A 26,405-nucleotide genomic window follows, 5' to 3' on the forward strand; every position below is an offset into this window, starting at 1 on the left:
GAGCTCCGCCCGTGCCGGGGGTGGCGTGCCCGGCGCCCGCGGCCGAGCTCAGTGCCGCACGAAGGGGGCGAGCACCTCGGCGGCACGGTCCGCCTCGGCCTCGGTGTTCCAGACGTGGAAGCTGAGCCGCAGACCGCCGGCCCGCTGGGAGACGGCCAGCCCGGCACGCTCCACGGCATCGGTGGCGGCCTGTGGGAGGGCCAGGGAGACGATCGCGGAGTCCCCCGCCTCCAGGCCCAGCCCGGTGCGCAGCCGGTTGGCCAGCCCGACGTCGTGGGCCCGCACCTCCTCCGGCGAGACGCTGGAGAGATCCTCCAGCGCGGCCACCGCCCCGGGCCACAGCGGCCAGCCCGGGGAGACGTCGAAGCGCGAGGCCCGGTCGGCCAGGTGCATCTCCGGGCCGTACATCGAGTCCCAGACCACGTCCCCGGCGTACCAGCCGGCGGCCACCGGGACGATGCGCTCCATCGCCTGCTCGGAGACGGTCATGTAGGCCGTGCCCCGGGGCTGGCACATCCACTTGTAGGCCGAGCAGAGGGTGATGTCGACCAGGCCGGCGTCCACCGGCCGCCAACCCAGAGACTGGGTGATGTCGCAGACCGTCAGCGCCCCCACGGCCCGGGCCGCGGCGGCCACCTCGGCCAGGTCCGTGAGGCTGCCGCAGGCCGACTGGCACTGGGAGAAGACCACGGCGGCGGTCCGCTCCGTGACCGCCCCGGCCAGGTCCGCCCGCTCCACCGTGCGGACCGTGATCCGGCCGCCGCTGCCGCTCGGGTGGGGGCGCTGGGCCTGCACGAGGAAGGGGTAGACCAGCGAGGAGAAGTCGGTGCCGATGACGACCACCTCGGCGCCGTCCGGCACAGAGGCGGCGATCATCCCGGCGAAGACCGAGGTCTGCGAGCCGGTGGCCACCCGCTCGGGGGCGATCCCGACCAGGGCGGCGTAGAGGGCCCGGGCACGGGTCACGTCCTCGTGGTAGGTCACCGGCGAGATCTCGCCACGCGCCCAGCGCTGGGCGTCCCGCGCCATCGCCTCGGTCGTGCGGCGGGTGGGCAGGCCACAGGTGGCGGCGTCGAGGTACCCGCCGGGAGTGGCGAACTCCTCCCGGAGCTCGGCGACGGTACGGGTTCCCGGAGAGGCCACGGAGATCATGCGCAGAGGGTGCCCCAGATCGACGGATCACACAATGTCGCACGTCTTTACTCAGGACAAAGCGTGGGTTATGTTTCGGCCATGATCGACACGGCAGGGCTGCGCATCATGCGCGCCATCTCGGAGCAGGGCTCCTTCACCGCGGCGGCCAACTCGCTCGGGTACACCCAGCCGGCCATCTCGCAGATGGTACGACGCCTCGAAGGACGCATCGGGACACCGCTGGTGCAGCGCCAGGGACGGACCGTCCGGCTCACCCAGGCCGGCGAAGTCCTCGCCCGCCACGCGGTCACCGTGCTGGGGATGATGGACGCCGCGGAGCAGGAGCTCAGCGCCATCGCCGGGCTGGCCAAGGGCCGGGTCCGCCTCGCGGCCTTCCCCTCCAGCTCCGCCGCCCTCGTCCCCCAGGCCCTGGGCTCGCTGCGCGCCGAGCACCCGGGCATCGAGATCACACTGCTGGAGGCCGAGCCGCCGGAGGCGCTGGCCGCCCTGCGCGGTGGCCGCTGCGACCTGGCCGTGGCCTTCTCGTACAGCGGGGCCGACGTGGGTCGCGGCGTGGACGACCTCCACGGGTTGGAGATCCGGGACCTGTTCACCGACGAGATGGTGATCGCCATGCCGGAGGGGCACCCCAGCGCCGGACAGGACCGGGTGGCCATGAAGGAGCTCCAGGAGTCGCCGTGGATCGCCGGGTGCGCCCGCTGCCGCGGCCACCTCATGGACCTGGGGCACCAGGCCGGCTTCGCCCCCCGGGTCGAGTTCGAGACCGAGGACTACGTCGCCGTGCTGGGTCTCGTCTCGGCCGGGATGGGGGTGGCGCTCGTGCCGCGCATGGTGCTGCGTCACATCCGCCACGAGGGTGTGGTGACCCGTCCGCTGGCGACCCCGAGTCACCGCACCATCCACGCGGTCTCCACCCAGGACCTGCTGCGGGTCCCGGCGGTCGGATCCGCCCTCGGGGCCCTCGTCGCGGCCGCGGCGGAGCTCGCCGAGACGCACGACGTGGAGCTCGCCACGGAGTGACCCCGGCCGGCGCGCCAGCACGCGCCGTCCCACCCGCTCAACGGCTCCACCAGAGCCGGCGCACACCGGCCTCGGCATCGGTGCCACCGGGCTCCAGCCCGACAAGGACGTGGCCCTCGCCGTGGGTGGTCACGACCTGGCTGCCCGCCCGCTCGAGCGCCTCGACGGTGGACGGGGCCGGATGGCCGTGGTCGTTCTCCCGACCCACGCTCACCAGCGCCAGCGGCGCACCCCGCTCGAGGATCCCCCGACCCTGGGTGGCCGACCCGTGGTGCGGCACCTTGAGCACGTCCACCCCGTCGGCGGCCGTCCGACGCTGCACCTCCGAGCCCCCACGGCGCTCCAGATCCCCGGTGAGGAGCACCCGCAGCCCCTGCCCCGCCTCCGGACCGACCGTGGCCACGAGGCTCAGCGAGAGGTCGTTCCGCAGCTCGTCCGGTGTCTGGACGGGCCCGTCCGCCTCGGGCCACACCGCCCGCAGGTGCACCTGGCCCACCTCCACCTCCTGACCGGCCGCCAGCGGGGCCACGGGGAGCCCGTGCTCCTCGGCGACCTCCCGCCACTCCGCCGGGTGCCCGGGCTGCCGGGCGCGCGCGATCTCCCCGGGGGCCGCCCAGACCACCCCGACCGGCACCTTCCCGGCGACCGCGTCGAGCTGTCCGGAATGGTCCGCGTGGGCGTGGGTGATGACCACGGCGTCCAGCACCCGGACCCCCAGGTCCGTCAGGCACCCGGCCAGGTCCCCCTCCGGCGGCCCGGTGTCCACGAGCACGGCCCGATCGGGTCCCGACCGCAGCAGGAGCGCGTCCCCCTGCCCGATGTCGCAGGCCGCGAGCCGCCAGTCCGCGGCACGGGCCGACCCTCCGGGCAGCCACAGGGCCACCGGCCGCGGCAGGATCCCCGTGGTGAGCAGGACCGTGGCCACCAGCACCGCCGCCCCACCGAGCAGCGCCGGGCGCCCCTGCCGGCGCACCCCGCGGACGGCCGGTGGGCCGCAGAGCACCAGGCCTGCCAGGAGCACGGCCAGCGCCAGCCCACCCCGCCCGTCGGCCGCCCAGGGGATCGCCCCGTGCGGGACCGCCGCACCCCACCGGGCGGTCAGGCCGATGAGCTGGGCCGGGGCGGCGGCGCCCCAGGCGATGGCCGTCGCCCCGGCGGGCCAGAACGGGTGGACGAGGGTGGCCCCCACTCCGCCCAGCGTGGACGGGGCCACCAGGGGCGCGGCCAGGAGGTTGGTGAGCAGACCGACGACGCTCACCTCCCCCTGCAGCATGGCCACCACCGGGGCGGTGGTGAGCGAGGCCGCCACCGGGATGACCAGCCCCTGCGCGACCGGTTCCGGCAGGCGCGGCCAGCGGCGCCGCAGGGCGACGGACCAGGGGCGCACGAAGAGCACCAGCCCGAGCGTGGCGAGCACCGAGAGGGCGAAGCCGTAGGAGCGGGCCAGCCAGGGGTCCAGCACGAGCAGGAGCACGATGGAGGCCGCGAGCGCCGGGAGCGAGGCCGCGCGCCGGGTGGCGGCCATGCCGAGCAGGGCCACCCCACCCATCACCCCGGCCCGCAGCACCGACGGCTCCGGGCGGGCCAGCACCACGAAACCGAGCAGCGCCACCGCCGCCAGCCAGGGGCGGGCCCGGCGGGGCACCCCCGCCAGCGAGCACAGCCACACCACGGCCCCGACGACGATCGCCACGTTGGACCCGCTCACCGCCGAAAGGTGCGACATGCCGGTGGCGACCATCGCCTCGGTGAGCTCCGGCGGGGTGAGCGAGGTGTCGCCGAGCACCAGACCCGGCACCAGTCCCCGGGCGTCGGCCCAGACCGGGTCGACCGCCTGCCGGAGCCCCTCGCGCAGACCCTCCGCGCCCTGCCAGAGGCCCCCCGGCGGGCGGACCTGCTCCGGCGGCCGGGCCGGGCGCAGGACCGCCACCACGTCGTCCCCCGGCTCCGCCGGGCTCAGGCGACCGCTGGCGGTCAGCCCGGTCCGCCAGGTGATCTCGTCCCAGCCGCTGTCCGGGCGGGCGATGACGAGGACCGGCGCGGAGCTCGGGGCCCCTCCTCCGCGCCAGTCCAGTCGTGTGGCACGCGCCCGCAGGATGACCACCTCGGAGGGGCCGAAGCGTCCCTCGGTCCGCACGCGCCGGGCATCGGTCGTGGCCTCCAGCCGGAGCTCCACGACCGCCTCGGAGGCGACCGCCTCGTCGACGACGCCCCGGTGGCGGTGCGTGTCGGCCAGCGTGGAGGAACCCACGACGAGCAGGGTGAGCAGGGCGGTCAGCGCCACCGGGCGAGCCCAGGGGCGGGGGCCGTCCCCCGGGATCCAGCCCCTGCCCGGTGCACCGCTGGCCCGACCGAACCGGTGGTGGAGACCGGCCGCGACCAGCCCGAGCGCCAGGGTGGCCAGGAGACCCCAGCGGACGGGGTGCCCCCAGGCCAGGCTGGCCGCCCCGACCGCCCAGGCCACGAGGGCGGGGAGCAGCAGCCGCAGGTCCTGCCGGGGTGACTGGTCCGTGTCCCCGGGACCGGGCACGGGGATGGGTGCGGGGGCGCCGCTCATCCGACGGTCACGTGGGGGCGCAGCGTCTCGAGCGTCTTCTCCCCGATCCCGCTGACCTCCATGAGCTCGTCCACCGAGGTGAACCCCCCGTTCTGGGTGCGCCACTCCAGGATGTGCCCGGCCGTCACCGGGCCCACTCCGGGCAGCTCCTCCAGGGCGGCCTGGTCGGCGCTGTTGAGATCCATCACAGCGCCACCTCCCGCGTCCTCCCCCGTGCTGGTCACCGGGCTGCGGACTCCCCCGGGACCGTTCGCCGGCACGCCCCTTGGGGCCGGGGGCGGCGGCTCCTCCCCCGGTGCCAGGACGACGACCTGCTCACCGTCCACGAGGGGCCGGGCCAGGTTGAGCGCCCGCAGGTCGGCCTTCCCGGTCACCCCGCCAGCGGCCTCGATTGCGTCGGCCACCCGACCACCGGTCGGCAGCTCCACGACCCCCGGTTCCCGGACCCGTCCGGCGACGTGGACGACCACCGGCCCCGCTGCAGCAGCGGACGACGGACGCTCCCCCGGAGAGCCGCTTCCGGAGGCCCCCGGAGGGACGGTGGAGCCGGTCGGCACGGCCGAGGGCACTGGTGCGCCACCCGCCCCCAGCGCCCCGGGCGCCGCCTCCCCGGACGGCACCTCCCCGTCGGAGCTCGCCGCCACGGATCCCGCCGCGGCCCGCGGGGGCGCCTCCACCGTCTGCCGATCGGCCTCGCGCCCCGACCACCACACCCAGGCTCCCAGCAGCACGAGCGCCGCCACGACGCCGACGAGCACACCCCGGAGGGCCGAGGGTCCCGGGTCCACCCGGGCGTCCCGCACCCCCTCGGGCAGCTCCACAGCCTCCCCGACCGTGGACCGCACGGACTGCCTCCAGCTCGAGACCGGCTCTCGCTCCTCGTCCCACTGCGGCCTGTTGGGCCCCATCGGCACCACCCCCTCGGACCCGCACGCTAGGCGCGGGTCGGTGGCCACCGTGGCGGGAGAACGGTCAGCCTGTGGACGGGCAGGTCCCCGCGCCGGACACCCCTGCCCGGCGGTCTCCCTCAGTCCTCCAGCGCCCAGCGCCCCGGGTCCCCGGGCACCCGCGGGGAGACCACGATGCCGACGGTGCCGACCCCCGTGTGGGCGCCCACCACCGCGCCGAGCTCGCAGAGCTCGACAGCGACCTCGTCCCCCACCGCCCGGAGCTCGGCCGCCATCGCCTCGGCGACCTCGGGCCGGTCCAGGTGGTGGATGCTCACGTCGACCGCCACGCCGCTCCCCTCGTCGAACTCGCCCTCCCGGATGCTGTCGACGACCGCGTCGGCCACGTCGGCAGCGCTGTCCTGCCCCCAGTCCACGAGCGCCTGGCGTGCGGCCCGCAGGGTGCGTACCTTCTGCCAGCCGTCCACGCCGCCGTCCCGGGTCACCTGCAGCAGCGGCTTGACCGCCAGGGCCGTGCCGACGAAGGCCTGGGCGGCGCCGATCCGCCCGCCCCGACGCAGCTGGTCCAGGGACTCCACGACGAACCGGACCTGCGTGTCCCGGGCCGTGCGCTCCACGAGGTCGACGACCGCCGCACCGTCCGCGCCCGCCGCGGCGGCCCGTTCGCCCGCCAGCACCGCCGCGGCCAGCCCGCCGGAGACCGAGCGGGAGTCCACCACGTGCACCGGCAGACCGGTCCGGGCAGCGGTCGCCCGGGCGACCTCCACCGTGGACGACAGGCGCCCGGAGAGGTGCACGCTCACCACCTCCCGAGCCCCGGCCTGCAGGGCCTCCCACCAGACGGTCTCGAAGTCGGCCGGCCCCGGCGAGGCGGTCGAGACCGTGCTGCGGGAGGCCAGCGCGGCCGCCAGACGGCTGCCGTCGAGGTCCTCACCCTCCCGGAAGCTGCGCCCGTCGATCCTGACGTGCAGGGGCACCACCCCGACCCGCCCCGCGGGCAGGTCGGAGCGGGTGGCGAGATCCGCGGTGGAGTCCGTGACCAGGGCGACCGTGCGCGCCATCAGACGACGATGTTCACGAGCTTCGGGGCCTTGACGATCACCTTGCGGATCTCGGCGCCGTCGAGGAGCTCCTGCACCCGGTCGGTGGCCAGCGCCTGTGCCTCCAGCTCCTCGGCGGTGATGTCGGGCGCCACCTCCAGCCGGGCCCGGACCTTGCCCCGCACCTGCACCACGCAGGTGACGGTGTCGGCCGCGAGGTACTCCTCGTCGGCCTGCGGGAAGGGCTCCGTCGCCAGGGAGCGCTCGTGCCCCAGCCGCGACCACAGCTCCTCTCCGAGGTGCGGGGCCAGCGGGGCCACCATCTGCACGAGCGGCTCGGCCACCGCGCGCGGCACCGCGTCGAGCTTGGTGACCGTGTTCGTCAGCTCGATGAGCTTGGCCACGGCCGTGTTGAAGCGCAGGCCCCGGTAGTCCTCGGCAACACCGGCGATGGTGCCGTGCAGGGCACGCAGGGTCGCCTCGTCGGGGGCGTCCTCCACCACTCGCAGCTCACCGGTGGCCTCGTCGACGACGGCACGCCACAGGCGCTGCAGGAAGCGCTGGGAACCGACGACGGCCCGGGTGTCCCAGGGGCGGGAGGCGTCCAGCGGGCCCATCGACATCTCGTAGACGCGGAAGACGTCGGCGCCGTACTGCTCGCACATCTCGTCGGGCGTCACGACGTTCTTCAGCGACTTGCCCATCTTCCCGTACTCCCGGGTGACGCGCTGGCCGTTCCACTCGTAGACGATGCCGTCCTGGGCCTGCGGGTCCTCCGGGGCCTCGCGCTCGGTGACCTCGGTGGCCGGAACCGGCTGCCCGCGGTGGTCGCGGAAGGCGTAGGCCTGCACGTAGCCCTGGTTGAACAGGCGCCGGAAGGGCTCGTCGGAGGAGACGTGCCCCAGGTCGAAGAGGACCTTGTGCCAGAAACGGGCGTAGAGCAGGTGCAGCACGGCATGCTCCACCCCACCCACGTACAGGTCGACGCCACCGGGATCGCCCTCGACGCCGGCACCCGCACCCCGGCCCGGGCCCATCCAGTACTCCTCGTTGACCGGGTCGACCAGCGTCTCGTCGTTCGTCGGGTCCACGTAGCGCAGCTCGTACCAGCAGGAGCCCGCCCAGTTGGGCATGGTGTTCGTCTCGCGGCGGTACCGCTTCGGCCCGTCGCCCAGGTCGAGGGTGACGTTCACCCAGTCCTCGTTGCGGCCCAGCGGGGACTCCGGCTGGGTGTCCCAGTCCTCCGGGTCGTAGGTGCGGGGGCTGTAGTCGGCCACCTCGGGCAGCTCGACCGGGAGCTGGTCCTCCGGCACGGCGTGGGCACGGCCGTCCTCGTCCCAGACGATCGGGAAGGGCTCGCCCCAGTAGCGCTGGCGACTGAAGAGCCAGTCGCGCAGCTTGTAGCTCGTCGTGCCGCGGCCGGCGCCGATCTCCTCCAGGTGCGCGATCATCGCGGCCTTGGCCTCGGCCACGCCCATCCCGTCGAGGTCGATCGCGTCGGTGGCCGAGTTGATGGCCGGCCCCTCGCCGGTGAAGGCCGTCTCCTCGTCGTGCCCCTCGGGCGGCTGCACGGTGCGGACGATGTCCAGCTCGTAGCTGCGGGCGAAGTCCCAGTCGCGCTGGTCCTGGGCGGGCACGGCCATGATCGCGCCGGTGCCGTAGCCCATCATCACGTAGTCGGCCACGAAGACCGGCAGCTGCTGGCCGGTCACCGGGTTGACCGCCCAGACGCCGGTGAAGACGCCGGTCTTGGCCTTCTCGTCGGCCTGCCGCTCCAGCTCGGTCTTGCGGCTGGCCGCCAGCCGGTAGGCCTCCACGGCCTTCCGCGGGGTGGCGTGACCGCCGGTCCAGGACTCCTTGGTGCCCTCCGGCCACTGCGCCGGGGCCGCCTCGGCCACCGGGTGCTCGGGGGCCACGACCATGAAGGTCGCCCCGAAGATGGTGTCCGGCCGGGTGGTGAACACCCGCAGGTGGGGGTTGCCCTCGGTGGCGCCGTCGACCTGGGCGGCGTGCGGCAGGGCCAGGTCGAAGCTCACCTCCGCACCGTGCGAGCGGCCGATCCAGTTGCGCTGCATCGAGGCCACGGACTCGGGCCACTGCAGCCGGTCCAGGTCGTCCACCAGGCGGTCGGCATAGGCGGTGATCCGCATCATCCACTGCGGCAGGTTGCGCTGGAAGACCGGGAAGTTGCCCCGCTCGGAGCGGCCCTCGGCGGTGACCTCCTCGTTGGCCACCACGGTGCCCAGACCCGGCACCCAGTTCACGGGGGCGTCGGACAGGTAGGCCAGGCGGCGGGCGTCCACCGCATCGGCGCGCTCGGCCTCGGTGAGCTCGGCCCAGGGACGACCGTCGGGGGTCTCCACCTCGCCGGCGGCGTAGGCGGCCTCCAGCTCGGCGATCGGGCGGGCCCGGCCGGTGGTGTCGGGGCGACGTCCGGGGGCCTCGGGGTCGTACCAGGAGTTGTACACCTGCAGGAAGATCCACTGGGTCCACCGGTAGTACGCCGGGTCGATCGTGGCGAAGGCGCGCTGGTCGTCGTGGCTCAGCCCCAGCTGGCGCAGCTGCCGCTGGTAGGTCTCGATGTTCGCCTCGGTGGTGGTGCGCGGGTGCTGACCGGTCTGGACGGCGAACTGCTCGGCCGGCAGACCGAAGGCGTCGAAGCCCATCGTGTAGAGCACGTTGCAGCCGGTGGTGCGCTGGAAGCGGGCGTAGACGTCGGTGGCGATGAAGCCCAGCGGGTGGCCGACGTGGAGGCCCGCCCCGGAGGGGTACGGGAACATGTCCTGGATCATGATCTTGGGCTGCTCCGCCACGGCCGCGCGGGCCGCGGGGTCCTGCGGGGCCAGGTCACCCGTGGGGTTGGGGGCCCGGAAGGTGCCCTCGGCCTCCCAGCGCTCCTGCCAGCGGGCCTCGATCTCGTTCGCGAGGGCCGGGGTGTACCGGAACGGGGTCTCGTTGCGGTCGGTCTGGCTCATGCGCTCCTCCTGGAGTCTCGGGCCGGGTGGGGACGGTGGGTCGGGGACGGCCGGGCGGCGGCCCGGCGGGCCGCGGCACAAAAAAGCCCCTCACGCAGGAGGGGGTGGCCGCGGTGGTGGGTGCTCACCGCGGCGAACGAAGAAGCAGCGTCGCCGACGACATGGAGACAGGGTAGCCGACGCGTTCAGTGCTTGGTCCAGATCCGGGTGTTGAGGTCGAAGTGCTCGACCACCGTGAGGAAGAAGACGAAGTCGTCGTAGATGATCTCGGTCTGCCCCCGGTGAAGGAGAGCGCGTACTCGACGGCGCCGCAGTGCTCGGCGAAGGTCAGGATGGCCTCCAGCGTCTGCGGGGAGATGAGGTACCGGGCCTCGAGCTGGTCGGTGGTCCAGCCGGTGAACAGCTCGCCGAAGCGCACCCCCTCCAGCTCGAGCGGGGTGAGCCCCTGCCCCGCGGCCTCCTCCGGGAGGATCCGACGCAGCGCACCCGCCCCACCGCTGGAGGAGGCCTGCACCTTCGAGGTGCTCCGGGAGAACAGGTAGGTCTCGCTGGTGAAGTCCTTGTGGAAGTCGGCCGTGAAGAAGACCAGGATGGCCCCCGTGGGCAGGTTCTGGAGGACCTTCGCGAAGGTCCTCCCGGCTTCGCTCGAACGACCGGGGAGCAGCCAGCTCAGGTCGCAGAACGCGAGGTCGGTGCGGCCGAAGCGCCCGTGGACGAGGTCCTCACCGAACAGGTCGGGTTCCCGGACGATCCCGCTGGCCGCGATGAGCCACGGGTCGATCGACCCCCGCGGGTCGTAGCCCGCTTGGAGGGTGACCGGCTCACCGCCGACGACGTCCCGGGCGTGGGTCTGCTGCACGAGGGCGTCGACGAGGGGACCCACGACTCCCCTCTGGTGGTCCGCCTTCACCCCCCACAGGCCGGCCACGCTCGTGATGAAGGACCACCCGAACCCCACGATCCCGACGAGGCCGAGGAGCCCACCGAGCAGGTCGAGCAGTTCGTGCCCGAGGAGCGACAGTCCGGTGGCCGCCAGGATCAGGAGCCCGTACCAGCAGCCGCTGCCGCCCCACCCGGTGAGCCTCTTGGCATCCTGGGCCGCCTTCTCGGCGTGCGGGGCGATCCCGGGCCAGAGCTGCTCGAAGGGCGGGACGCTGACCCGGTGGGGCGTGGGCCGCGGGGCGCGGCTCACCCGAGGTACCCGTCCAGGTCGTAACCCTCCCGCTTGCCGGGGGTGCTCACCTCGAAGAGATCGTGGGGGCCGACGCCGAGCAGGGGCGCGACGAGCAGGGGCGCGACGAGCAGCGTGGGGGAAGGACTGGCGGGCGGTGTTGTAGTCGGTGGCCGCGGTGTTGTAGTGACGACGGGCAGCCCCGAGGCGCTCCTCCAGCTCGTTGATGGTGCGCTGCATCATCTCCACGTTCTGGGCGTACCCGCTGGAGGCGTAGGCCTCGCCGGAGGCCAGGGCCCCGGGCAGCTTCGCCTGGGCCTGTGCCTTGAGCGCGTCATAGCGCTGCTCCAGCAATGCGTCGATGCCCCGCAGGATCTCGGTGGAGGCGTTGCGCCGCTCCACCAGGAAGTTGTACACCCCCACCAGCCAACCCCCCGAGGAGGAGCACGACGGCTCCGAGGACCAGGAGAACGATCAACCAGGTGGGCATCTGCCGCGCTCCTCAGCATCAGGTCGGGTCGACCCCCGGCTCCTACTACGCACCGTAGCCCCCGGAGGCCCCTCTGGGCAGCCGAGAGGCCGGCCACCCCGTGGGGTGACCGGCCTCTCGTGGAGCGGCGCCGGCTCAGAGAGCAGCGGCGCGCTTGGCCATGGCCGACTTCTTGTTGGCGGCCTGGTTCTTGTGGATGACGCCCTTGCTCACGGCCTTGTCCAGCTTGCGGCTGGCCACCTGCAGCGCGTCCTGCGCGGCAGCGGAGTCGCCGGACTCGGCGGCGGCACGGAACTTGCGGATCCAGGTGCGCAGCTCCGACTTGTACGCGCGGTTGCGCTCGGTGCGCTTCGCGTTGGTCAGAACGCGCTTCTTCTGCGACTTGATGTTCGCCACGTGGGTCTCTCCCAATGAGGTCGTTGGTGTCTGTCAGTGCGACAGCACTCGTCGGCAGACGGCCGAAGTGCCTGTCTAGAGGGTTGGAGATCCGCTCGGGACCGGGCGTGGGGACACCCTTTGCGTGAGCGGCTCTCTCCGGCGTGCGGGGCGCGCACGACCCTCTGGCGCGCCTGCAGTGCTGGACAGGTTATCTCATGCCCGGCCATTCGGTGACATCGTCGCCTCGGGGAACCACTCAGGAGTGCAGGCGGCTGATGGCGTCGACCGCTCGCTCCACCGCCCCCTGCGGGTCCCGGGCCGCTCCCTTCACCTCGTGGTCGGTCTGCGCCAGACGCTCGATGACCGTCCCGAGCCGGGCGGCGTCCCAGCCCCGCAGCATCCGCCGGGCCTTGTCCACCTGGAAGGGGGCCATGCCCAGCTCCTTGGCCACCTGGCCGGAGCCACGCTGCCCCGCCGAGGCCACGAGGCCGATCTGCCGGGCCTGTCCGGCGAGCACCGCCACCAGGGGCACCGGGTCCAGCCCGCCGATCATCGCGTGGCGCACCAGCCGCAGGGCCTCGGCGCGCTGCCCGGTGAAGGCGGCCTCCGCCACCTTGAACCCGGTCGTCTCCACCTTGCCGCCGTGGTAGAGGTTCACCTCCTCCACGGTGACCATGCCCTCGGTGTCCGCCACCAGCTGCGCACAGGCCGCCGCCAGCGTCCGGGCATCGCCCCCGGCTGCGGCCACGAGCACCTGCACCGCCTCGTCCTCGATGCGCCGCCGGGCGGACCGGAACTCGCGCTGCACGAAGGCCACCTTGTCCCGGTCGCTCTTGAGCGCCGGCGCCTCCACCGTGTGGGCGTGCGCGCGGGCCAGGGCGTCCAGCACCCGCTTGTGCTTGTTCCCCGAGCGGTGCCAGACCACCAGGACGTTGCCCTCCCCCGGGTCGGCCACCGCGGTGAGCAGCTCCTCGGCCAGCGCGTCCGGCGCCACCTCCAGCCCCCGCACCTCCAGGACCGTCCCGCCCCCGAAGAGGCTGGGGCTCAGGGCCATCGCCACGGCCCCCGGGGTGTACCCGTCCGGGTCGAGGCGCACCGTCTCCACCTCGGGCTCCACGGCCCGGGCGGCGCTCACCACCTCCTCCACGGCCCGGTCGGCCAGGAGCTCCTCGGGGCCCTTCACGAGGACCCGCTGCGGCACACCCTTCACGTCAGACTCAGCTCCAGCTGCTCCAGGCGCGCCGCCACCGCGTCCGGCGCGCGGTCCACGGCCCGGGCCACGACCTCGATGGCAGCGGCTCCGTCCTCGCCCCGGGCGGCCTCGAGGGCAGCCCGCAGGGCCTCGTCCTCCTGCGGCGTCCACGGCTCGCCCCCGGTCACCGCGCTGCGGGCCGACCGGGCCACCGGCGGCGCCCCCGCCCGGCCGGACCCGACGAGCGAGCGCGCCGCCACCTCGGCCACGGGCACCGGCTCCGGCGCGGTGGCGTCGAGCCGCTGCAGGGCACCGAGGACGAGCTCCCGGTCCTGGGTGGGCCAGAAGGGAGGCAGGGAGCGCTGCAGGAAGCCGGCGTACCGGGCGGTCACCATGCGCGGGTCGAGGAGGGCCACCACGCCGCGGTCGTCGGCCCGCCGCACCAGGCGCCCGGCACCCTGGGCCAGCCGGAGGGCGGCGTGGGTGGCCGACACGCTCATGAAGCCGTTGCCCCCGTTGCGGGCGATGGCCTGCGAGCGTGCCGAGCTCAGCGGGTCGTCCGGGCGGGGAAAGGGGATGCGGTCGATGAGCACCAGCTGGCAGGCCGAGCCGGGCACGTCCACCCCCTGCCACAGGGACAGGGTGCCGAAGAGGCAGGTGCGGGGGTCGGCGGCGAAGCGACGGACGAGGGTGGGCAGCTGGTCCTCGCCCTGGCAGAGCACGGGGAAGTCCTCCCCGAGGCGCCCCCGCATCTCCTCGGCGGCCGTGGTGGCCGCCCGCATCGAGGAGAAGAGACCCAGCGTGCGTCCCCCGGCGGCGCGGACGAGGGCCTCGATCTCGTCGAGCTGCTCCGGGGCGGTGCCGTCCCGGCCGGGCGGCGGCAGGTGACGGGCCACGTAGGCCATCGCCTGGCGCGGGTAGTCGAAGGGGCTGCCGACGTCGAGACCCCGCCACTCGGGGGCACCCGCCCCCAGGAGACCGAGGGTCCCGGCCACCGCGTCGAAGGATCCGCCGAGCTCCAGCGTGGCCGAGGTGAGCACCACCGTCCGGTCACCGAAGACCTTGTCCCGCAGCAGCATGGCCACGCTCATCGGGGCCACGCGCAGGGCGTTGCGGTAGGTCGTGGCACGGCGGTCGGGGGCCACCCAGACCACGTCCAGCTCGCGCTCCTCGAGCAGTCGCTCGGCCACGTCGCCCACCTCGTCGACGGCCGCCTGCGCGGTCTGCTGGGCGCCGTCGACCTGCTCCCCCTTGCCCGGCTTCAGGTCCCGCGAGATCTCCCGGGAGGAGTCACGCAGCACCACCAGCGCGTCGGTGAGCACGTCCGGCAGGGTGCTCAGCGAGCCCTCGGGCAGCGCGTCCAGGGCCTGCAGCAGCGCCTCCTGGGCCTCCTCCATCCGCGCCGTGTCGGTGTACCGGCCGGCCTTGCGGGCCGCCGCCGCCACGGTGGCGGGGGTCAGCTCGTCGGTGGCCACGCCGGTCACCCGGTCCACCAGCTCGTGCGCCTCGTCGATGACGAGCAGGTGGTGCTCCGGCAGCATCGACCGGCCCTCGATCGAGTCGATGGCGAGGAAGGCGTGGTTGGTCACGATGATGTCGACATCCGCCGCCGCGGCCCGCGAGAGCTCCACGAAGCAGTCCCCGGCCGCGGGGCAGCGGGAGGCGCCCAGGCACTCGCGGGCGCTCACCGAGACCTGCCGCCAGGCCTTGTTCGAGACGCCCGGGACGAGCTCGTCCCGGTCCCCGGACTCGGTCACCTCGGCCCACTCCCGCAGCCGGACGACCTCCTTCCCGAGCCGCGAGCGCTCCGCGTCCACCGCCCCCATCGGCACCACGGCGCCCTCGTCGTCCTCCTCCGGGAAGCCCCCGAGCAGCTTGTGCTGGCAGAGGTAGTTCGACCGGCCCTTGACGAGCGCGTAGGTGACCGGCCGTCCGACCTTCTCCCGCAGCGCCTCGGCGATGCGCGGCAGGTCACGGTCCACGATCTGCGCCTGGAGGGCCAGGGTGGCGGTCGCCACGACCACCGGCCGGCCGGTGGAGACCGCGTGCGCGATGGCGGGCACCAGGTAGGCCAGCGACTTGCCCGTCCCTGTCCCGGCCTGCACGAGGAGGTGCTCCTCCCCGTTCACCGCCTCCCCCACAGCGCGGGCCATCGCGGTCTGCCCCTCCCGGGGCTGTCCTCCGACCGCCCCGACGGCGGTGGTGAGCAGGTCGTCGAGGGAGAAGCGTCCCAACCTCACGGCATCGGGCTGGGCAGTCATGGGGAGCACTCTAGGCGTCCGGCCCGGCCCACCGACACGGGCGGCGGACCGGGCCGGCTGCAGGAGCCCCCGCGCTCACCCGGTGCAGATGAGGTGGGCCACCAGCCCGGTCCACCCGCACTGGTGCGAGGCGCCCAGGCCGACCCCGGTGTCACCGTCGAAGTACTCGGAGAAGGTGGGGTGCACGTCCCACAGCTCCCCGCCGGGGTGGTGGACCGGGGTGCCGGGGCGGCGACCGTCCTCACCGGGGAGGAAGAGGGAGATCAGCCGGTCGCGGAGGTCCACGGCCACGTCACTGAGCAGCACCTCGTTCCCGGAGCCGGTCGGGAACTCCACCGTCGCCTCCGGGTGGGCGATGGCCGTGACGGCCAGGGCGTCGATGAGCAGCAGGTTGGTCGGGAACCAGATGGGTCCGCGCCAGTTCGAGTTGCCGCCGAACATCAGCGAGTCCGAGACGCCCGGGGTGTAGTGCAGCTCGTACTCGCGCCCGCCGAGGGTGGCCTTCACACCGTCGCGGTGCGCCGCGGAGAGGGAGCGCAGACCGTGCGGGGCGAGGAACTCGTCCTCGTCGAGCATCCGGGCCAGCATGCGCCGGCGACGCTCCTCCCCCACGAGGGTGAGCATCGCGGCACGCTGGTCCTCGCGCTCCAGCAGGTAGAGGCCCTTGGTGAGCTCGGGGCGGCGGTCGATGAGCCACTCCACCTCGTCGTGGAAGTCCCGGATCTCGCCCCACACCCACTCGGGCACGATGCCGACGGCCATGAGCGGGAGCAGCCCCACGGTGGAGCGCACCGTGAGCTGCTCGGTGCTGCCGTCCGGCGAGACCAGGGCGTCGTAGAAGAAGCCGTCCTCCTCGTCCCACAGGGTGACGCCGTGGGAGCCGGGTGCCTCCATCGCCCGGTCGATGCGCAGGAAGTACTCCAGGAAGGTGGTGCAGGCGCCGTCCCAGGCCTCGTCGTGCCGGCTGAGCTCCAGCGCGGTGCGCAGCATCGTCAGCGAGAAGAAGGCCATCCAGCTCGTGGCGTCGCTCTGCTCCAGGCGGACATCGGCCGGCAGGTCGGAACGGTCGAAGAAGGCGATGTTGTCCAGCCCAAGGAAGCCTCCGGTGAAGAGGAACGAGCCCTCCGGGTCCTTCCGGTTGACCCACCACTGGAAGTTCATCATGAGCTTGGTGAAGGTCTGGATGAGGAAGCCCCGGTCCCAGGCCCCGTCCAGGTGGTACACCTGCCAGCAGGCCCAGGCGTGCACCGGCGGGTTGGTGTCCCCGAAGTCCCACTCGTAGGCGGGCAGCTGGCCGTTGGGGTGCTGGGCCCACTCGCGCAGCATGAGGATGAGCTGCTGCTTGGCGAAGGCCGGGTCGACGTGCGCCATCGCCACGGTGTGGAAGGCCGTGTCCCAGGTGGCGAACCAGGGGTACTCCCACTCGTCGGGCATCGAGATGACGTCGGCCAGGTCGAGATGGCGCCAGGCCGTGTTGCGCCCCGTCGCGTGGTCCTGACGGGCACCCGGCGGCGGCGGGGAGACCGGGTCTCCCTCGAGCCACTCCTGCACGGAGTAGCGGTAGAGCTGCTTGGCCCACATGAGCTGGGCGAAGGCCCGCCGGGCGACGTGGTTCTGCTCCGGGGGCACCTCCCCGGGGATGACCCGCGAGTAGAACTCGTCGGCCTCCCCGCGGCGGGCGTCCAGGACCTCCTGCACGCCCTCGGTGGAGACGGCGTGCCCCTCGCCCGCCGGGTGGGGCAGCGGGGCGCCGGCCACGCCGAGGTGCGCCTCGGCGCCCGGGGCGAGCCCGGTCATGCGCAGCTCGACGACCACCTGGGCGCCGGGCTCCACCGACTCGAAGCGGAAGTGCCAGGCGCACTTGGTGCCCCGGTTCCCCGGGTTCGTGGCCCCCTGCTCGCCGTGGACCACGGCGCGATCCACCGCGTTCTTGGCGTGGGGGCTGCCGAGGCGGTCGGACCCGAAGACGGCGACCTCGTCGGTCTCGTTCTCGCAGAAGAGGATCTCGGAGGGGGCTGCACCCTCGCCGGTGGCGGCCGTCACCTCGTAGGTGCCCAGCCAGTCGTGCCGGGCCCGCACCCGGGCCGTGGCCCCGGGCCGCTCGTCACCCTCGTGGGCGGGCTCGAGCCACAGCTCGGGGCGGCGGTCGTCCCGCCCCCAGGACCAGGTGTTGCGGAACCACAGCTGCGGGAGGATCCGCAGGGGGGCGGCCTCCGGCCCGTGGTTCGTGGCGGTGATGCGCACGACCAGGTCGTTCTCGGAGGCCTTGGCGTGCTGGACGTCGACGTCGAAGAAGCGGTTCTCGTCCAGGACCCCCAGGTCGGCCAGCTCGACCTCCTCCTGCCCCAGGCCGGCCGCGGCGTTGCGCTCCACGAGCTCCGCATAGGGGTAGGCGGCCTGCGGGTAGCGGTACAGGTAGGAGCTCCAGGAGTGGGTGGGGGTGGCGTCCTGCGCCCACCAGTACTCCTTGACGTCCTCCCCGTGGTTCCCCTGCGGCCCGGAGAGCCCGAACAGGCGTTCCTTGAGGCGGTCGTCCTGCCCGTTCCACAGGCCCAGCCCGAGGTTCAGGAAGCCGAAGCGGTCGCTGATCGCCGCCAGGCCGTCCTCACCCCATCGGTAGGCGCGCTGGTGGGCGTGGTCGAAGGGGAAGTAGGTCCACGCGTCCCCGTCGGCGGAGTAGTCCTCCCGGACGGTGCCCCACTGGCGGGCGGCGGCGTAGGGCCCCCACAACCGCCATGCGTCATCCTGCGTCGGCGCCTGGGCCAAGCGCTGGTGCTCCGTGGAGGTCTCGGGCTGGTCGGGAGTCGGTGGCTGCTGTGTCACGCGGCGCAAGTCTGCCAAACTCAGGCCTGCCCACCGGCCGTCGGGAGTGTGATCCCGGCGACCCTCCGGCCGATGGGGTGCGGCCACTTGGCGACCTTCCCGCAGGTGCACCGACCGCACCCACGCCCCCACCCCTGCTCCAGGAGGCCCACCATGAAGCGCACCGCCCTGCTGATTTCCGCCGGCCTGACCATGGCCGCCGCACCCGCCGCAGTGGCCGCCCCGGCGGCGGGTGCGATGCCGGCCCACACCGACCCGTCCGCCGCCTGCGCCGGTGACTCCGGGGTGACCGTGGTGGTCCAGATGCCCGACGCCACCCACTACGGCTGTGCCACGGGCGACCCGGCCACCGGCGAGGAGGCCCTGACCGGCGCGGGCTTCGAGCTGGAGCACGACACGAGCGGCATGGTCTGCTCCATCGGGCACGAGGGCACCTGGTACCCGGTCGAGGGTGAGGACGGCTGGACCTGCGGCGACTTCGACGGCACCTACTGGAGCTACTGGACCGCGGAGGAAGGGGATTCCGAGTGGACCTCCAGCCAGGTGGGCGCCGCAGAGCACGACCCGGCGGTCGGTGAGGCGATCGGGTGGCGTCACGGCGACGGCAACAAGGCGCCGGCCGATGGGGAGGTGCCCACCCCGGACGCCACGGGCGACGCCACGAGCGACGCCACGAGCGAGTCGAGCCCCGCCGGGTCGAGCCCGGCCGGTTCCGAGGAGTCGCCGACCACACCCCCCGCATCGGACGAGGCCGCCGACGGCGCGGCGGAAGAGGCCTCCGACCAGGGCCAGTCCCCTTGGGTGACCTGGGCCCTGGTGGGCGGTGTCGTCCTGCTCGCAGCGGCCGTCGTGACGGCGGTCCTGCGCCGCCGCCGCTGACCCGAGCGCTCCCCTCCCCCCGGTGGTAGCCTGCCCAGCGAGGTCCATCTGGGGAAAGCCGGTGAGAGTCCGGCACTGACCCGCAACCGTGAGGCGCATGCGCCGCAGTCGGACTGCCCACTGGCCCTCGGCTCACACACCCGTCGAGGTCTGCGGGAGGGCCAGCCGACGCAGGTCGATGCTGCTCTTCGAGACGGACCGTCACGAAAGGCTCTCTCATGCGTCAAGCTCATCGCCTGCTTGCTGCCGGGTTTGCAGCAAGCATCGCCCTCTCCCTCCCCGTCTCCGCGGGGGCCGCCCCGGGCGGTCCCGCCCTGGCCCACCCGGTCCTGACGGCCAAGCAGCAGTCCGAGGCACACGCCGCCGCCGACTGGATCGTCGAGCAGCTCGCCGGCGCCGACCACTTCCCCGCTGGTGGTGACACCGTGGACGCCCTGGTCGCCTTGGCCGCAGCCGGCAACCACGATGACGTCGCCCGCAAGTTGGGCGCCTACCTCCAGGACGACCCGGCGGCCAAGGAGTACGCGAGTGTCCAGCCGGGCGCCGCGGCGAAGGTCGTCATCGGCCTGGACGCCGCCTGCATGGACACCAGCGCCTACGACCAGATGATGCTCAAGGACATGAAGGACGACGGCTCCCTGCCGGGCTTCGCCTCGGCCTTCAACCACTCGCTGGTGATCATCGCCCTGGAGCGTTCCGGGCAGGAGATCCCGCCGGTGCTGGTGGAGAAGCTCAAGAGCTGGCAGACCGCCGAGGACGGTGGGTTCGAGTACGACGACTTCATCTCCGGCGGCAAGGTCTACGACGTGGACGGTGGCGCCATGGGCGCCATGGCCCTCCAGGTGGCGGGTGAGGACGAGGCCGCCGAGCGCGCGCTCGACTCGCTGCGCGCCCACCAGGAGGCCCCCGGGTACTGGCCGAACTACTCGCCGGTGAACTCGACCGGTCTGGTGGTGCACGCCCTGGAGATCGACGGCCGGGACGTCTCCAAGGCGCAGGCCTGGATGAAGACCCAGCAGCTGTCGGATGGCGGTTTCCCCGCCTCGCTCGACGGTGACACCTCCAACGTGATGGCCACGATCCAGGGGATGCAGGCCATCGCCGGCGCCGGGTACACCAACGCTGATCTGGGGTGTGAGGCTGAGCCGACCCCGGAGCCCACCACTCCCGAGCCGACCACCCCGGAGCCCACCACTCCCGAGCCGACCACCCCGGAGCCCACCAGCCCCGAGCCGACCACCCCGGAGCCCACCAGCCCCGAGCCGACCACCCCGGAGCCCACCAGCCCCGAGCCGAGCGGGCCGGTCGCCGACACCGGTGTCGGGGCCAAGGAAGGTGACGGCCAGCTGGCCGCCGCAGCCATGGGTGGTCTCATGGTCCTTGCTGGGGGCGCCGTCGCGGCTGCCCGCCTGCGTCGCGAGGGGAAGTGATCGCCGTGGCACACGTCAAGAGCGTCATCGGCTCCCTGAGTGCCGCGTCCCTGGTCACCGTGGGCCTGGCGGCCTCCGGCCTGTCCGCCGCATCCGCCGCCCCGGGTCTCGACCGAGCCTGCAAGGACGGTGAGGGCATCACCGTCGTGGTGCAGGACCCCACCCGGAACATCATCCGCTGTGGCCTGGGCGACGCGGACAACGGGGCCGAGGCACTGGAGAACGCCGGGTTCGAGATCGACTACCGCGAGGAGGGCTTCATCTGCCGCATCGGCTACGAGGGCCAGTGGTTCCCCGCCGGTGCGTTGGACGACGACTCCCAGTGCGTGGAGTTCCCCCCCGAGGGCGGCTACATCTACTGGGCCTACTTCCACACCACGTCGCCGAACGCGCCGTGGGAGTACTCCCAGTGGGGCGTGCTGAACCGAGACCCGGCGCTGAACTCCGTGGAGGGGTGGCGGTGGGGCACCGGCAAGGAACAGCCGAACAACGGCACGGTTCCGCCGTACCACGTGGAGCCCAGCCCCGAGCCGACGACCCCGGAGCCCACCAGCCCCGAGCCGACGACCCCGGAGCCCACCAGCCCCGAGCCGACGACCCCGGAGCCCACCAGCCCCGAGCCGACGACCCCGGAGCCGAGTGAGACCGCCCCGACCGGCCCCGTCGTGGACACCGGCGTGACCACCGGTGGCAACGGCGAACTCGCCATCGCCACCCTTGCCGGCCTGCTCGCACTGGCCGGAGGAACTGTCGCCGCGACGCGCCTGCGCCGCCGCTGATCCCCCCTGCCCCGCCGCGTCCCCCCGACGCGGCGGGGCCCCTCCTTCCCCCTCCCGGAGACCCGCATGACCACTCCTGCCGACCGCGCCCCACACAACTCCCCCCGCCTGACCGGCACCCTGGGGAGGGTTCTCACCGCGGCCGTCCTGGTCTCAAGCGCCACGGTGGCGGGCCCCACCTGGTCGCAACCGGCCCACGCCGCCGGAAAGCCGGGCGCCTGCGCCAAGGGCGAGGGGGTCACCGTCATCGTGCAGGACCCCAACAACAACGTCATGCGCTGCTCGCCGGGCGACCCCGCCAACGGCGAGGAGGCCCTCGAGGGGGCCGGCTTCACCATCGTGCACAACTACTCCGGCCTGATCTGCCAGATCGGCTACGGGGACATCATGTACCCGCAGGAGTGCCCCCAGCTGCCGATGCCCTACTGGTCCTACTGGCAGGCCCAGCACCCGGGCGACAGCTGGTACTACTCCGACTGGGGCGCCATCACCTACGACCCCGACATCGACGACTTCGAGGGGTGGCGCTTCGGCGTCGGCCACACGACCCCGAACAACGGCATCGTGCCGCTGTACGCCGGGCAGAGCGGACCGCAGCCCGCCCCGGCGCCGCCGGAGAACATGCCTCGTGGCGTGGTGCCTTCGGGCGACTCCGGCGTCAACGACGGCAGCTGGGACGGCGGGGACTACTCCGACGGTGACCCCAACCACCCCGGGGAGACGTTCACGCCCTCTCCCACCACCACGGCACCGGCCCCCACCTCACCGCCGACGTCGTCCCGGCCGGACCCCACGACATCGCGGCCGACCACGAAGTCACCCCAGCCCACCCGCACGGACGCGCCGCGGTCAACTGCCCCCCGCCCGACCAGTGCACCGAAGACCTCCGCACCGAAGCCATCCGAGGAGGCGACCTCCCGCCCCGCTGGCACGGACGCTCCGCCGAAGCCCTCCACCGAAGGCTCCACCAGCAGCAGGTCGACCGGTGGCTCCGCCCCACGCTCCTCCGGAGAGGCCACCGACGACACGTCGGTTCGGTCTTCCCCCCAACCCACCGCACCGGGCACAGCGGACTCCGGCCCCACCGGGCCGGCGCAGGCAGGGACCCCTGAGGCCGACCGCTCGAGCCAGAACCCCACCGGACAGGAGCGCAGTTCCTCATCGACGTCCGCGGCGACGCCGCCCCAGTCCGCCGCCGGTGAGTCCGAGGCGGATGCTGCCGCGAACTCATCGCAGAGCCCCTCCAGCAGCAGCCAGCCCGTCCCCACCAGTGAGGCCGCCGCGAGCGACCCCGCCGCCCCCGTCGGCGAGCCCACGCGCAACGAGAACGCCGCCGGGCCGTCCGGTGAGGCGCCCGGCTCCGGATACGGCAGCCTGCTGCTGACCGGAGGTCTGTTGGCCGCCGTCGCCGCTGGCGTCGGTGCGTGGCTGCGTTTGGGCCGGAGGTGAGCGCCAGCTACCAAGCACGCCCCTCGCTGCCCGGCCGCACCGCAGCCGGTGGTCAGCGAGAGCGCGAGCGACACGACGGGGACGCCACAGGGCGCGAGCACTCGCCGGCCGGGGACTCCTCAGCCCGCACCGTCGGCCGCCGGCTGCACCCGTGGGCCTGGTGGGTGTGGGCCCTGGGCACCGCCGCCGCGGTCTCTTTGACCACCAACCCCCTTCTGGTGCTCCTGGTTGCCGCCGCCGTCGTGGTGGTCACCTTGGTGAAGCGGTCCGATGACGTGTGGGCACGCAGCATCGCCGCCTACCTCTACCTGGCCGCCGCGATCATCGTCATCCGCGTGTTCTTCCAGATCGTCGTCGGCGCCGACCGGCCCGGCGGGGTGCTGTTCACGCTGCCGGAGATCCCGCTGCCCGAGTGGGCAGCTGGCATCCGCCTGGGGGGACCGGTCCGCACCGAGTTCTTGATCATCACCGTCTACGACGCCCTGCGCCTGGGCACGATGCTGTTGTGCGTGGGCGCCGCGAACGCGCTGGCAAACCCGCGGCGCGCGCTGCGCTCGGTGCCCAGCGCGCTGTACGAGGTGTCCGTGGCCGTGGTGATCGCCCTGACCGTCGCCCCCCAGCTGGTGGTCTCCGCCGTGCAGGCCCGGCGGGCCCGACGGCTGCGCGGGGGCGGCGCGAAGGGGTTGCGGGCGGTGCGGGCGGTCCTGATCCCGGTGCTGGAGAACGCCGTCGAGCAGTCCATGGCCCTGGCCGCCGGCATGGAGTCCCGCGGCTTCGGTCGAACTCGCACCGGACGGGGGCGGTGGCTGGTGACCGTGCTGGTGCTGGCCGCGGCCAGCCTCATCGCCTACGGCGTGTTCATGGTGCTCGGCAGCCCTGGCGGACTGATGACGGTGCCCTACCTCCCGCTGTGGACGGGGCAGCTGGCACTGCCGCTCGGCATCGCCCTGGCGGTGGTGGCGTTCTGGTGGTCCGGTCGCCGCATCCGCACCACGCGCTACCGGCCGGACCCCTGGCGGGCTCCGGAGACCCTTGTGTGTGCCGCCGCGTTGGCCGCACTGGCCGTCATGATGTGGCTCAGCGGGTCGTTCGAGGCGGTGGGTCTGGACACCCCGCTGCGCCAGGCCTGGCTGATCCCCCCGGTGGAGCCGCTCGCCTTCCCCCAGCTGCACCCGCTGATGATGATCGTGCCGACGCTGGTGGTCCTGCCCGTCCTGCTGGCACCCCGCCCCCCGGCCTCGGTGCGACGGCAGTCGCGCGAGCAGGACGCCGCACCCCACGCCCCCACCACCCAGGAGTCCTCGTGACCGACGCCATCGTGCTCTCCGGTGTGAGCTTCCGCCACGCCGACTCCCCCCGGCCGGTGCTCGACGGCATCGACCTGACCGTCCACGAGGGCGACCTGGCGCTGGTGGCCGGCCGTACGGGGGCGGGTAAGTCGACCCTGCTGGGTCTCCTCAACGGCCTGACGCCCCACTTCAGCGGGGGCACCCTCGCCGGCGACGTGCGCGTGCACGGCCGCTCCACCCGCACCCACGCGCCGCGGGACATGGCCGACCTCGTCGGTTACGTCGGCCAGGACCCGCTGGCCGGCTTCGTCACCGACACGGTCGAGGACGAGGTCGCCTACGGCATGGAGCAGCTCGGCATCGGTGCCGAGGCGATGCGCAAACGGGTGGAGGAGACCCTGGACGTGATGGGCATCGCCGACCTGCGGCGCCGGGTGCTGGCCGAGCTCTCCGGCGGCCAGCAGCAGCGGGTCGCCATCGCCTCGGTGCTCGCCGCCCAGCCGCGGGTCCTGGTGCTCGACGAGCCGACCAGCGCCCTTGACCCCACGAGTGCGCAGGACGTGCTCTCGGCGGTCACCACCCTGGTGCACGAGGTGGGCTTGACCGTGGTGCTGGCCGAGCACCGCCTGGAGCGGGTCATGCACGCCGCCGACCAGATGATCTGGGTGCCCGGTGACGGTTCGGTCGTCTCCGGGGACCCACGGGACGTCCTGGCCCGCGCCGAGATCCACCCGCCCCTGTCACGGTTGGCCCGCGCGGTGGGATGGGGATCGGTGCCCCTGTCGGTGCGGGAGGCACGACGCCGCATCGCTGATGAGGGAGGGCCGGAGCGGCTGCTCGCCCCGACGGACCGGGGCCCACTCGACGGATCCGTCGCCCCGGCAGGTGCGAGGGCGACCGATGTGGCGTCATCGTCTCGCGCCCTCGAGGCCGAGCCCCCGACCCGGCCTTCACGACGCACGCAGGCTTTGGGACGCCGCACGGCCCCGGGCATCCGGTTAGCCCTGGCGGCCCGCGGCATCCGGGTGGAGCACGGGGACCTGCTGGCCGTGGCCGACGTGGACCTCGACCTCGCCGCCGGCGAGGTGGTGGCGCTGATGGGGCGCAACGGGTCCGGCAAGTCCTCGCTGCTGTGGGCGCTGCAGGGCACCGGCAAGCGGACCGCGGGCCGGGTGCGCACTGGCGACGGCTCCGACCCGAGTGACCTGTCCCCCGCCGAAGCCCGACGGCACGTCACCCTGGTGCCGCAGGAGGCCAGCTCGCTGCTGTGGTTGGAGTCGGTGGACGCCGAGCTCGCCCAGGCCGACCAGGAGTCCGGGGCTGCGCCGGGCAGCGGGTGGCAGGTGCTGGAGCGGCTGGGAGTCCCCCTGCCGGGCGACGCCCACCCCCGGGACCTGTCCGAGGGGCAGCGGCTGGCCCTGGTTCTGGCCATCCAGCTCACCGCGGCCCCGGACGTGGTGCTCCTGGACGAGCCGACGCGCGGCCTGGACTATGCCGCCAAGGACCACCTGGGCACGATGCTGAACACCCTGGCCGCCGACGGCGCCACCGTGGTGGTGGCCACCCACGACGTCGAGTTCGCCGCCGGGGCCACCACCCGGATGCTGTTGATGGCCGACGGCGACCTGGTGGCCGACGGGCCCACCGCCCAGGTGGCGACCAGCTCCCCCACCTTCGCCCCCCAGGTGTCCAAGGTGTTCGCACCGCACCACGTGTTGACCACCGAGCAGCTGCGCCCGGCACAGGGGACGGCATGAGCAGCCCTGTGTCCACCTCAGGCGTCCAGCCGGTCGAGGGCGACCGCTCGCCCGTGCGGGAGGTGCGCGGCCGCATCGAGAGCCGGGCGGTCCACATCGACCTGCGTGGCGCGGTGATGTTGGCTTTCGTTGCCGTGGTCGGCCTGCTCGCCTTCACCTGGCCGCTGCTGGTCACGCCCGACTCGTCCCTGGCGGGGTCCACCCAGGCGCCGCTGGTGTTCGCGCTGATCCTGCCGGTGGTCATCGGACTGGCCCTGAGCGAGCTGACCGGTGAGGGCATGGACGTCAAGGCGTTGGCGATGTTGGGGGTGCTGTCCGCGGTGGGTGCGGTGCTGCGCCCCCTGGGTGCCGGGACGGCCGGCATCGAGACGGTCTTCTTCCTGCTGGTGCTGGGCGGGCGCGTGTTCGGGCCGGGGTTCGGCTTCATTCTGGGCAACACCACGCTGTTCGCCTCGGCGCTGCTGACCGCCGGAGTGGGGCCGTGGCTGCCCTTCCAGATGATCAGCTCCGGCTTCGTCGGGCTGGGGGCGGGCTTGCTGCCGCGCTGCCGTGGCTGGCTGGAGATCGGGCTGCTGGCGCTCTACGGCATCGTGTCGGCGTTCATGTTCGGCATGTTGATGGACCTGTCCTTCTGGCCCTTCAACCTGGGCACGGGAACCGACGCGTCCTACTCCCCCGACCTGAGCGCCTGGGAGAACCTGCAGCGCTTCTGGGTGTTCAACCTGGCCACCGCGATGGGGTGGAACACCGGCCGGGCGATCACGAACACGGTGTTCATCGTGCTGGTGGGCCCGGCCGTTCTGACGGTGCTGCGCCGCGCCGCTAGGCGCGCCCAGTTCGTCTGACCCCCGG

The 26,405-nt window shown here is 73.5% G+C and carries 18 protein-coding genes; 8 read left to right on the forward strand and 10 right to left on the reverse strand.

All coding sequences use genetic code 11. The features are described from left to right. Positions 1-48: 48 nt before the first annotated feature. Positions 49-1,152, reverse strand: a complete 1,104-nt coding sequence (locus CFT82_RS02210; protein WP_088817451.1) for an aminotransferase class V-fold PLP-dependent enzyme — start codon at positions 1,150-1,152, stop codon at positions 49-51. A gap of 81 nt (positions 1,153-1,233) precedes the next feature. Here CFT82_RS02210 and CFT82_RS02215 point away from each other — a divergent pair, with 81 nt between their 5' ends. Further along, on the forward strand, positions 1,234-2,175 hold the full coding sequence (locus CFT82_RS02215) for a LysR family transcriptional regulator (RefSeq protein WP_088817452.1): 942 nt from the start codon (positions 1,234-1,236) through the stop codon (positions 2,173-2,175). Positions 2,176-2,212: 37 nt separating this feature from the next. Here CFT82_RS02215 and CFT82_RS02220 read toward each other — a convergent pair whose 3' ends face one another. From CFT82_RS02220 to CFT82_RS02260, 9 genes are all read right to left on the reverse strand, one after another. After that, entirely contained in the window at positions 2,213-4,732 is a 2,520-nt protein-coding gene (locus tag CFT82_RS02220; protein WP_088817453.1) for a ComEC/Rec2 family competence protein, read from the reverse strand. Then, positions 4,729-5,577, reverse strand: a complete 849-nt coding sequence (locus CFT82_RS02225) for a helix-hairpin-helix domain-containing protein (protein WP_234994235.1) — start codon at positions 5,575-5,577, stop codon at positions 4,729-4,731. The genes CFT82_RS02220 and CFT82_RS02225 overlap by 4 nt, the downstream gene beginning before the upstream one ends. A gap of 182 nt (positions 5,578-5,759) precedes the next feature. Then, the gene (locus CFT82_RS02230) at positions 5,760-6,701 is read right to left on the reverse strand and encodes a DegV family protein (protein WP_088817455.1); all 942 of its coding nucleotides are present in this window, start codon (positions 6,699-6,701) and stop codon (positions 5,760-5,762) included. Further along, positions 6,701-9,655 carry a leucine--tRNA ligase gene (gene leuS / locus CFT82_RS02235; RefSeq protein ID WP_088817456.1) on the reverse strand — a complete coding sequence of 985 codons (2,955 nt, stop codon included), beginning with the start codon at positions 9,653-9,655 and terminating at the stop codon, positions 6,701-6,703. Before leuS ends, CFT82_RS02230 begins: the two co-directional genes overlap by 1 nt. Positions 9,656-9,779: 124 nt before the next feature. Further along, positions 9,780-11,249 carry a DUF3137 domain-containing protein gene (locus CFT82_RS02240; protein ID WP_088817457.1) on the reverse strand — a complete coding sequence of 490 codons (1,470 nt, stop codon included), beginning with the start codon at positions 11,247-11,249 and terminating at the stop codon, positions 9,780-9,782. Between the two features lie 202 nt (positions 11,250-11,451). Then, a complete protein-coding gene (rpsT, locus tag CFT82_RS02245; protein ID WP_088817458.1) occupies positions 11,452-11,712 on the reverse strand; it encodes a 30S ribosomal protein S20 in 261 nt (86 codons plus the stop codon). A 238-nt stretch (positions 11,713-11,950) separates the two neighbouring features. Continuing rightward, on the reverse strand, positions 11,951-12,904 hold the full coding sequence (gene holA, locus CFT82_RS02250; protein ID WP_088817459.1) for a DNA polymerase III subunit delta: 954 nt from the start codon (positions 12,902-12,904) through the stop codon (positions 11,951-11,953). Then, the gene (locus CFT82_RS02255) at positions 12,901-15,147 is read right to left on the reverse strand and encodes an ATP-dependent DNA helicase (protein WP_088817460.1); all 2,247 of its coding nucleotides are present in this window, start codon (positions 15,145-15,147) and stop codon (positions 12,901-12,903) included. The genes holA and CFT82_RS02255 overlap by 4 nt, the downstream gene beginning before the upstream one ends. Before the next feature lie 75 nt (positions 15,148-15,222). Beyond that, positions 15,223-17,970 (reverse strand): MGH1-like glycoside hydrolase domain-containing protein, encoded by a 2,748-nt coding sequence (locus tag CFT82_RS02260; RefSeq protein ID WP_088817461.1) that lies wholly within the window; start codon positions 17,968-17,970, stop codon positions 15,223-15,225. A 153-nt stretch (positions 17,971-18,123) separates the two neighbouring features. On the opposite strand from CFT82_RS02260, the gene CFT82_RS02265 reads away from it, so the two are divergent. The 7 genes from CFT82_RS02265 (at position 18,124) to CFT82_RS02295 (ending at position 26,398) form a co-directional block, all read left to right on the forward strand. Beyond that, positions 18,124-18,849: a hypothetical protein gene (locus CFT82_RS02265; protein WP_088817462.1), complete on the forward strand. Its 726-nt coding sequence runs from the start codon at positions 18,124-18,126 to the stop codon at positions 18,847-18,849. 218 nt (positions 18,850-19,067) lie between these two features. Further along, entirely contained in the window at positions 19,068-20,279 is a 1,212-nt protein-coding gene (locus CFT82_RS11820; protein ID WP_088817463.1) for a prenyltransferase/squalene oxidase repeat-containing protein, read from the forward strand. Between the two features lie 5 nt (positions 20,280-20,284). After that, a complete protein-coding gene (locus CFT82_RS11645) occupies positions 20,285-21,058 on the forward strand; it encodes a hypothetical protein (RefSeq protein WP_159461825.1) in 774 nt (257 codons plus the stop codon). 66 nt (positions 21,059-21,124) lie between these two features. Further along, positions 21,125-22,507 carry a hypothetical protein gene (locus CFT82_RS02280; RefSeq protein ID WP_088817465.1) on the forward strand — a complete coding sequence of 461 codons (1,383 nt, stop codon included), beginning with the start codon at positions 21,125-21,127 and terminating at the stop codon, positions 22,505-22,507. Continuing rightward, complete coding sequence (locus CFT82_RS02285; protein ID WP_159461826.1) at positions 22,483-23,814, forward strand: CbiQ family ECF transporter T component; 1,332 nt, start codon at positions 22,483-22,485, stop codon at positions 23,812-23,814. Before CFT82_RS02280 ends, CFT82_RS02285 begins: the two co-directional genes overlap by 25 nt. Continuing rightward, positions 23,811-25,553, forward strand: coding sequence for an ABC transporter ATP-binding protein (locus CFT82_RS02290; protein WP_088817467.1), 1,743 nt, complete (start codon positions 23,811-23,813; stop codon positions 25,551-25,553). Before CFT82_RS02285 ends, CFT82_RS02290 begins: the two co-directional genes overlap by 4 nt. Then, positions 25,550-26,398: an ECF transporter S component gene (locus tag CFT82_RS02295; RefSeq protein WP_081439807.1), complete on the forward strand. Its 849-nt coding sequence runs from the start codon at positions 25,550-25,552 to the stop codon at positions 26,396-26,398. The genes CFT82_RS02290 and CFT82_RS02295 overlap by 4 nt, the downstream gene beginning before the upstream one ends. Positions 26,399-26,405 lie beyond the last annotated feature (7 nt).

The organism is Kytococcus aerolatus (assembly GCF_900187395.1).
Taxonomy (GTDB): domain Bacteria; phylum Actinomycetota; class Actinomycetes; order Actinomycetales; family Dermatophilaceae; genus Kytococcus; species Kytococcus aerolatus.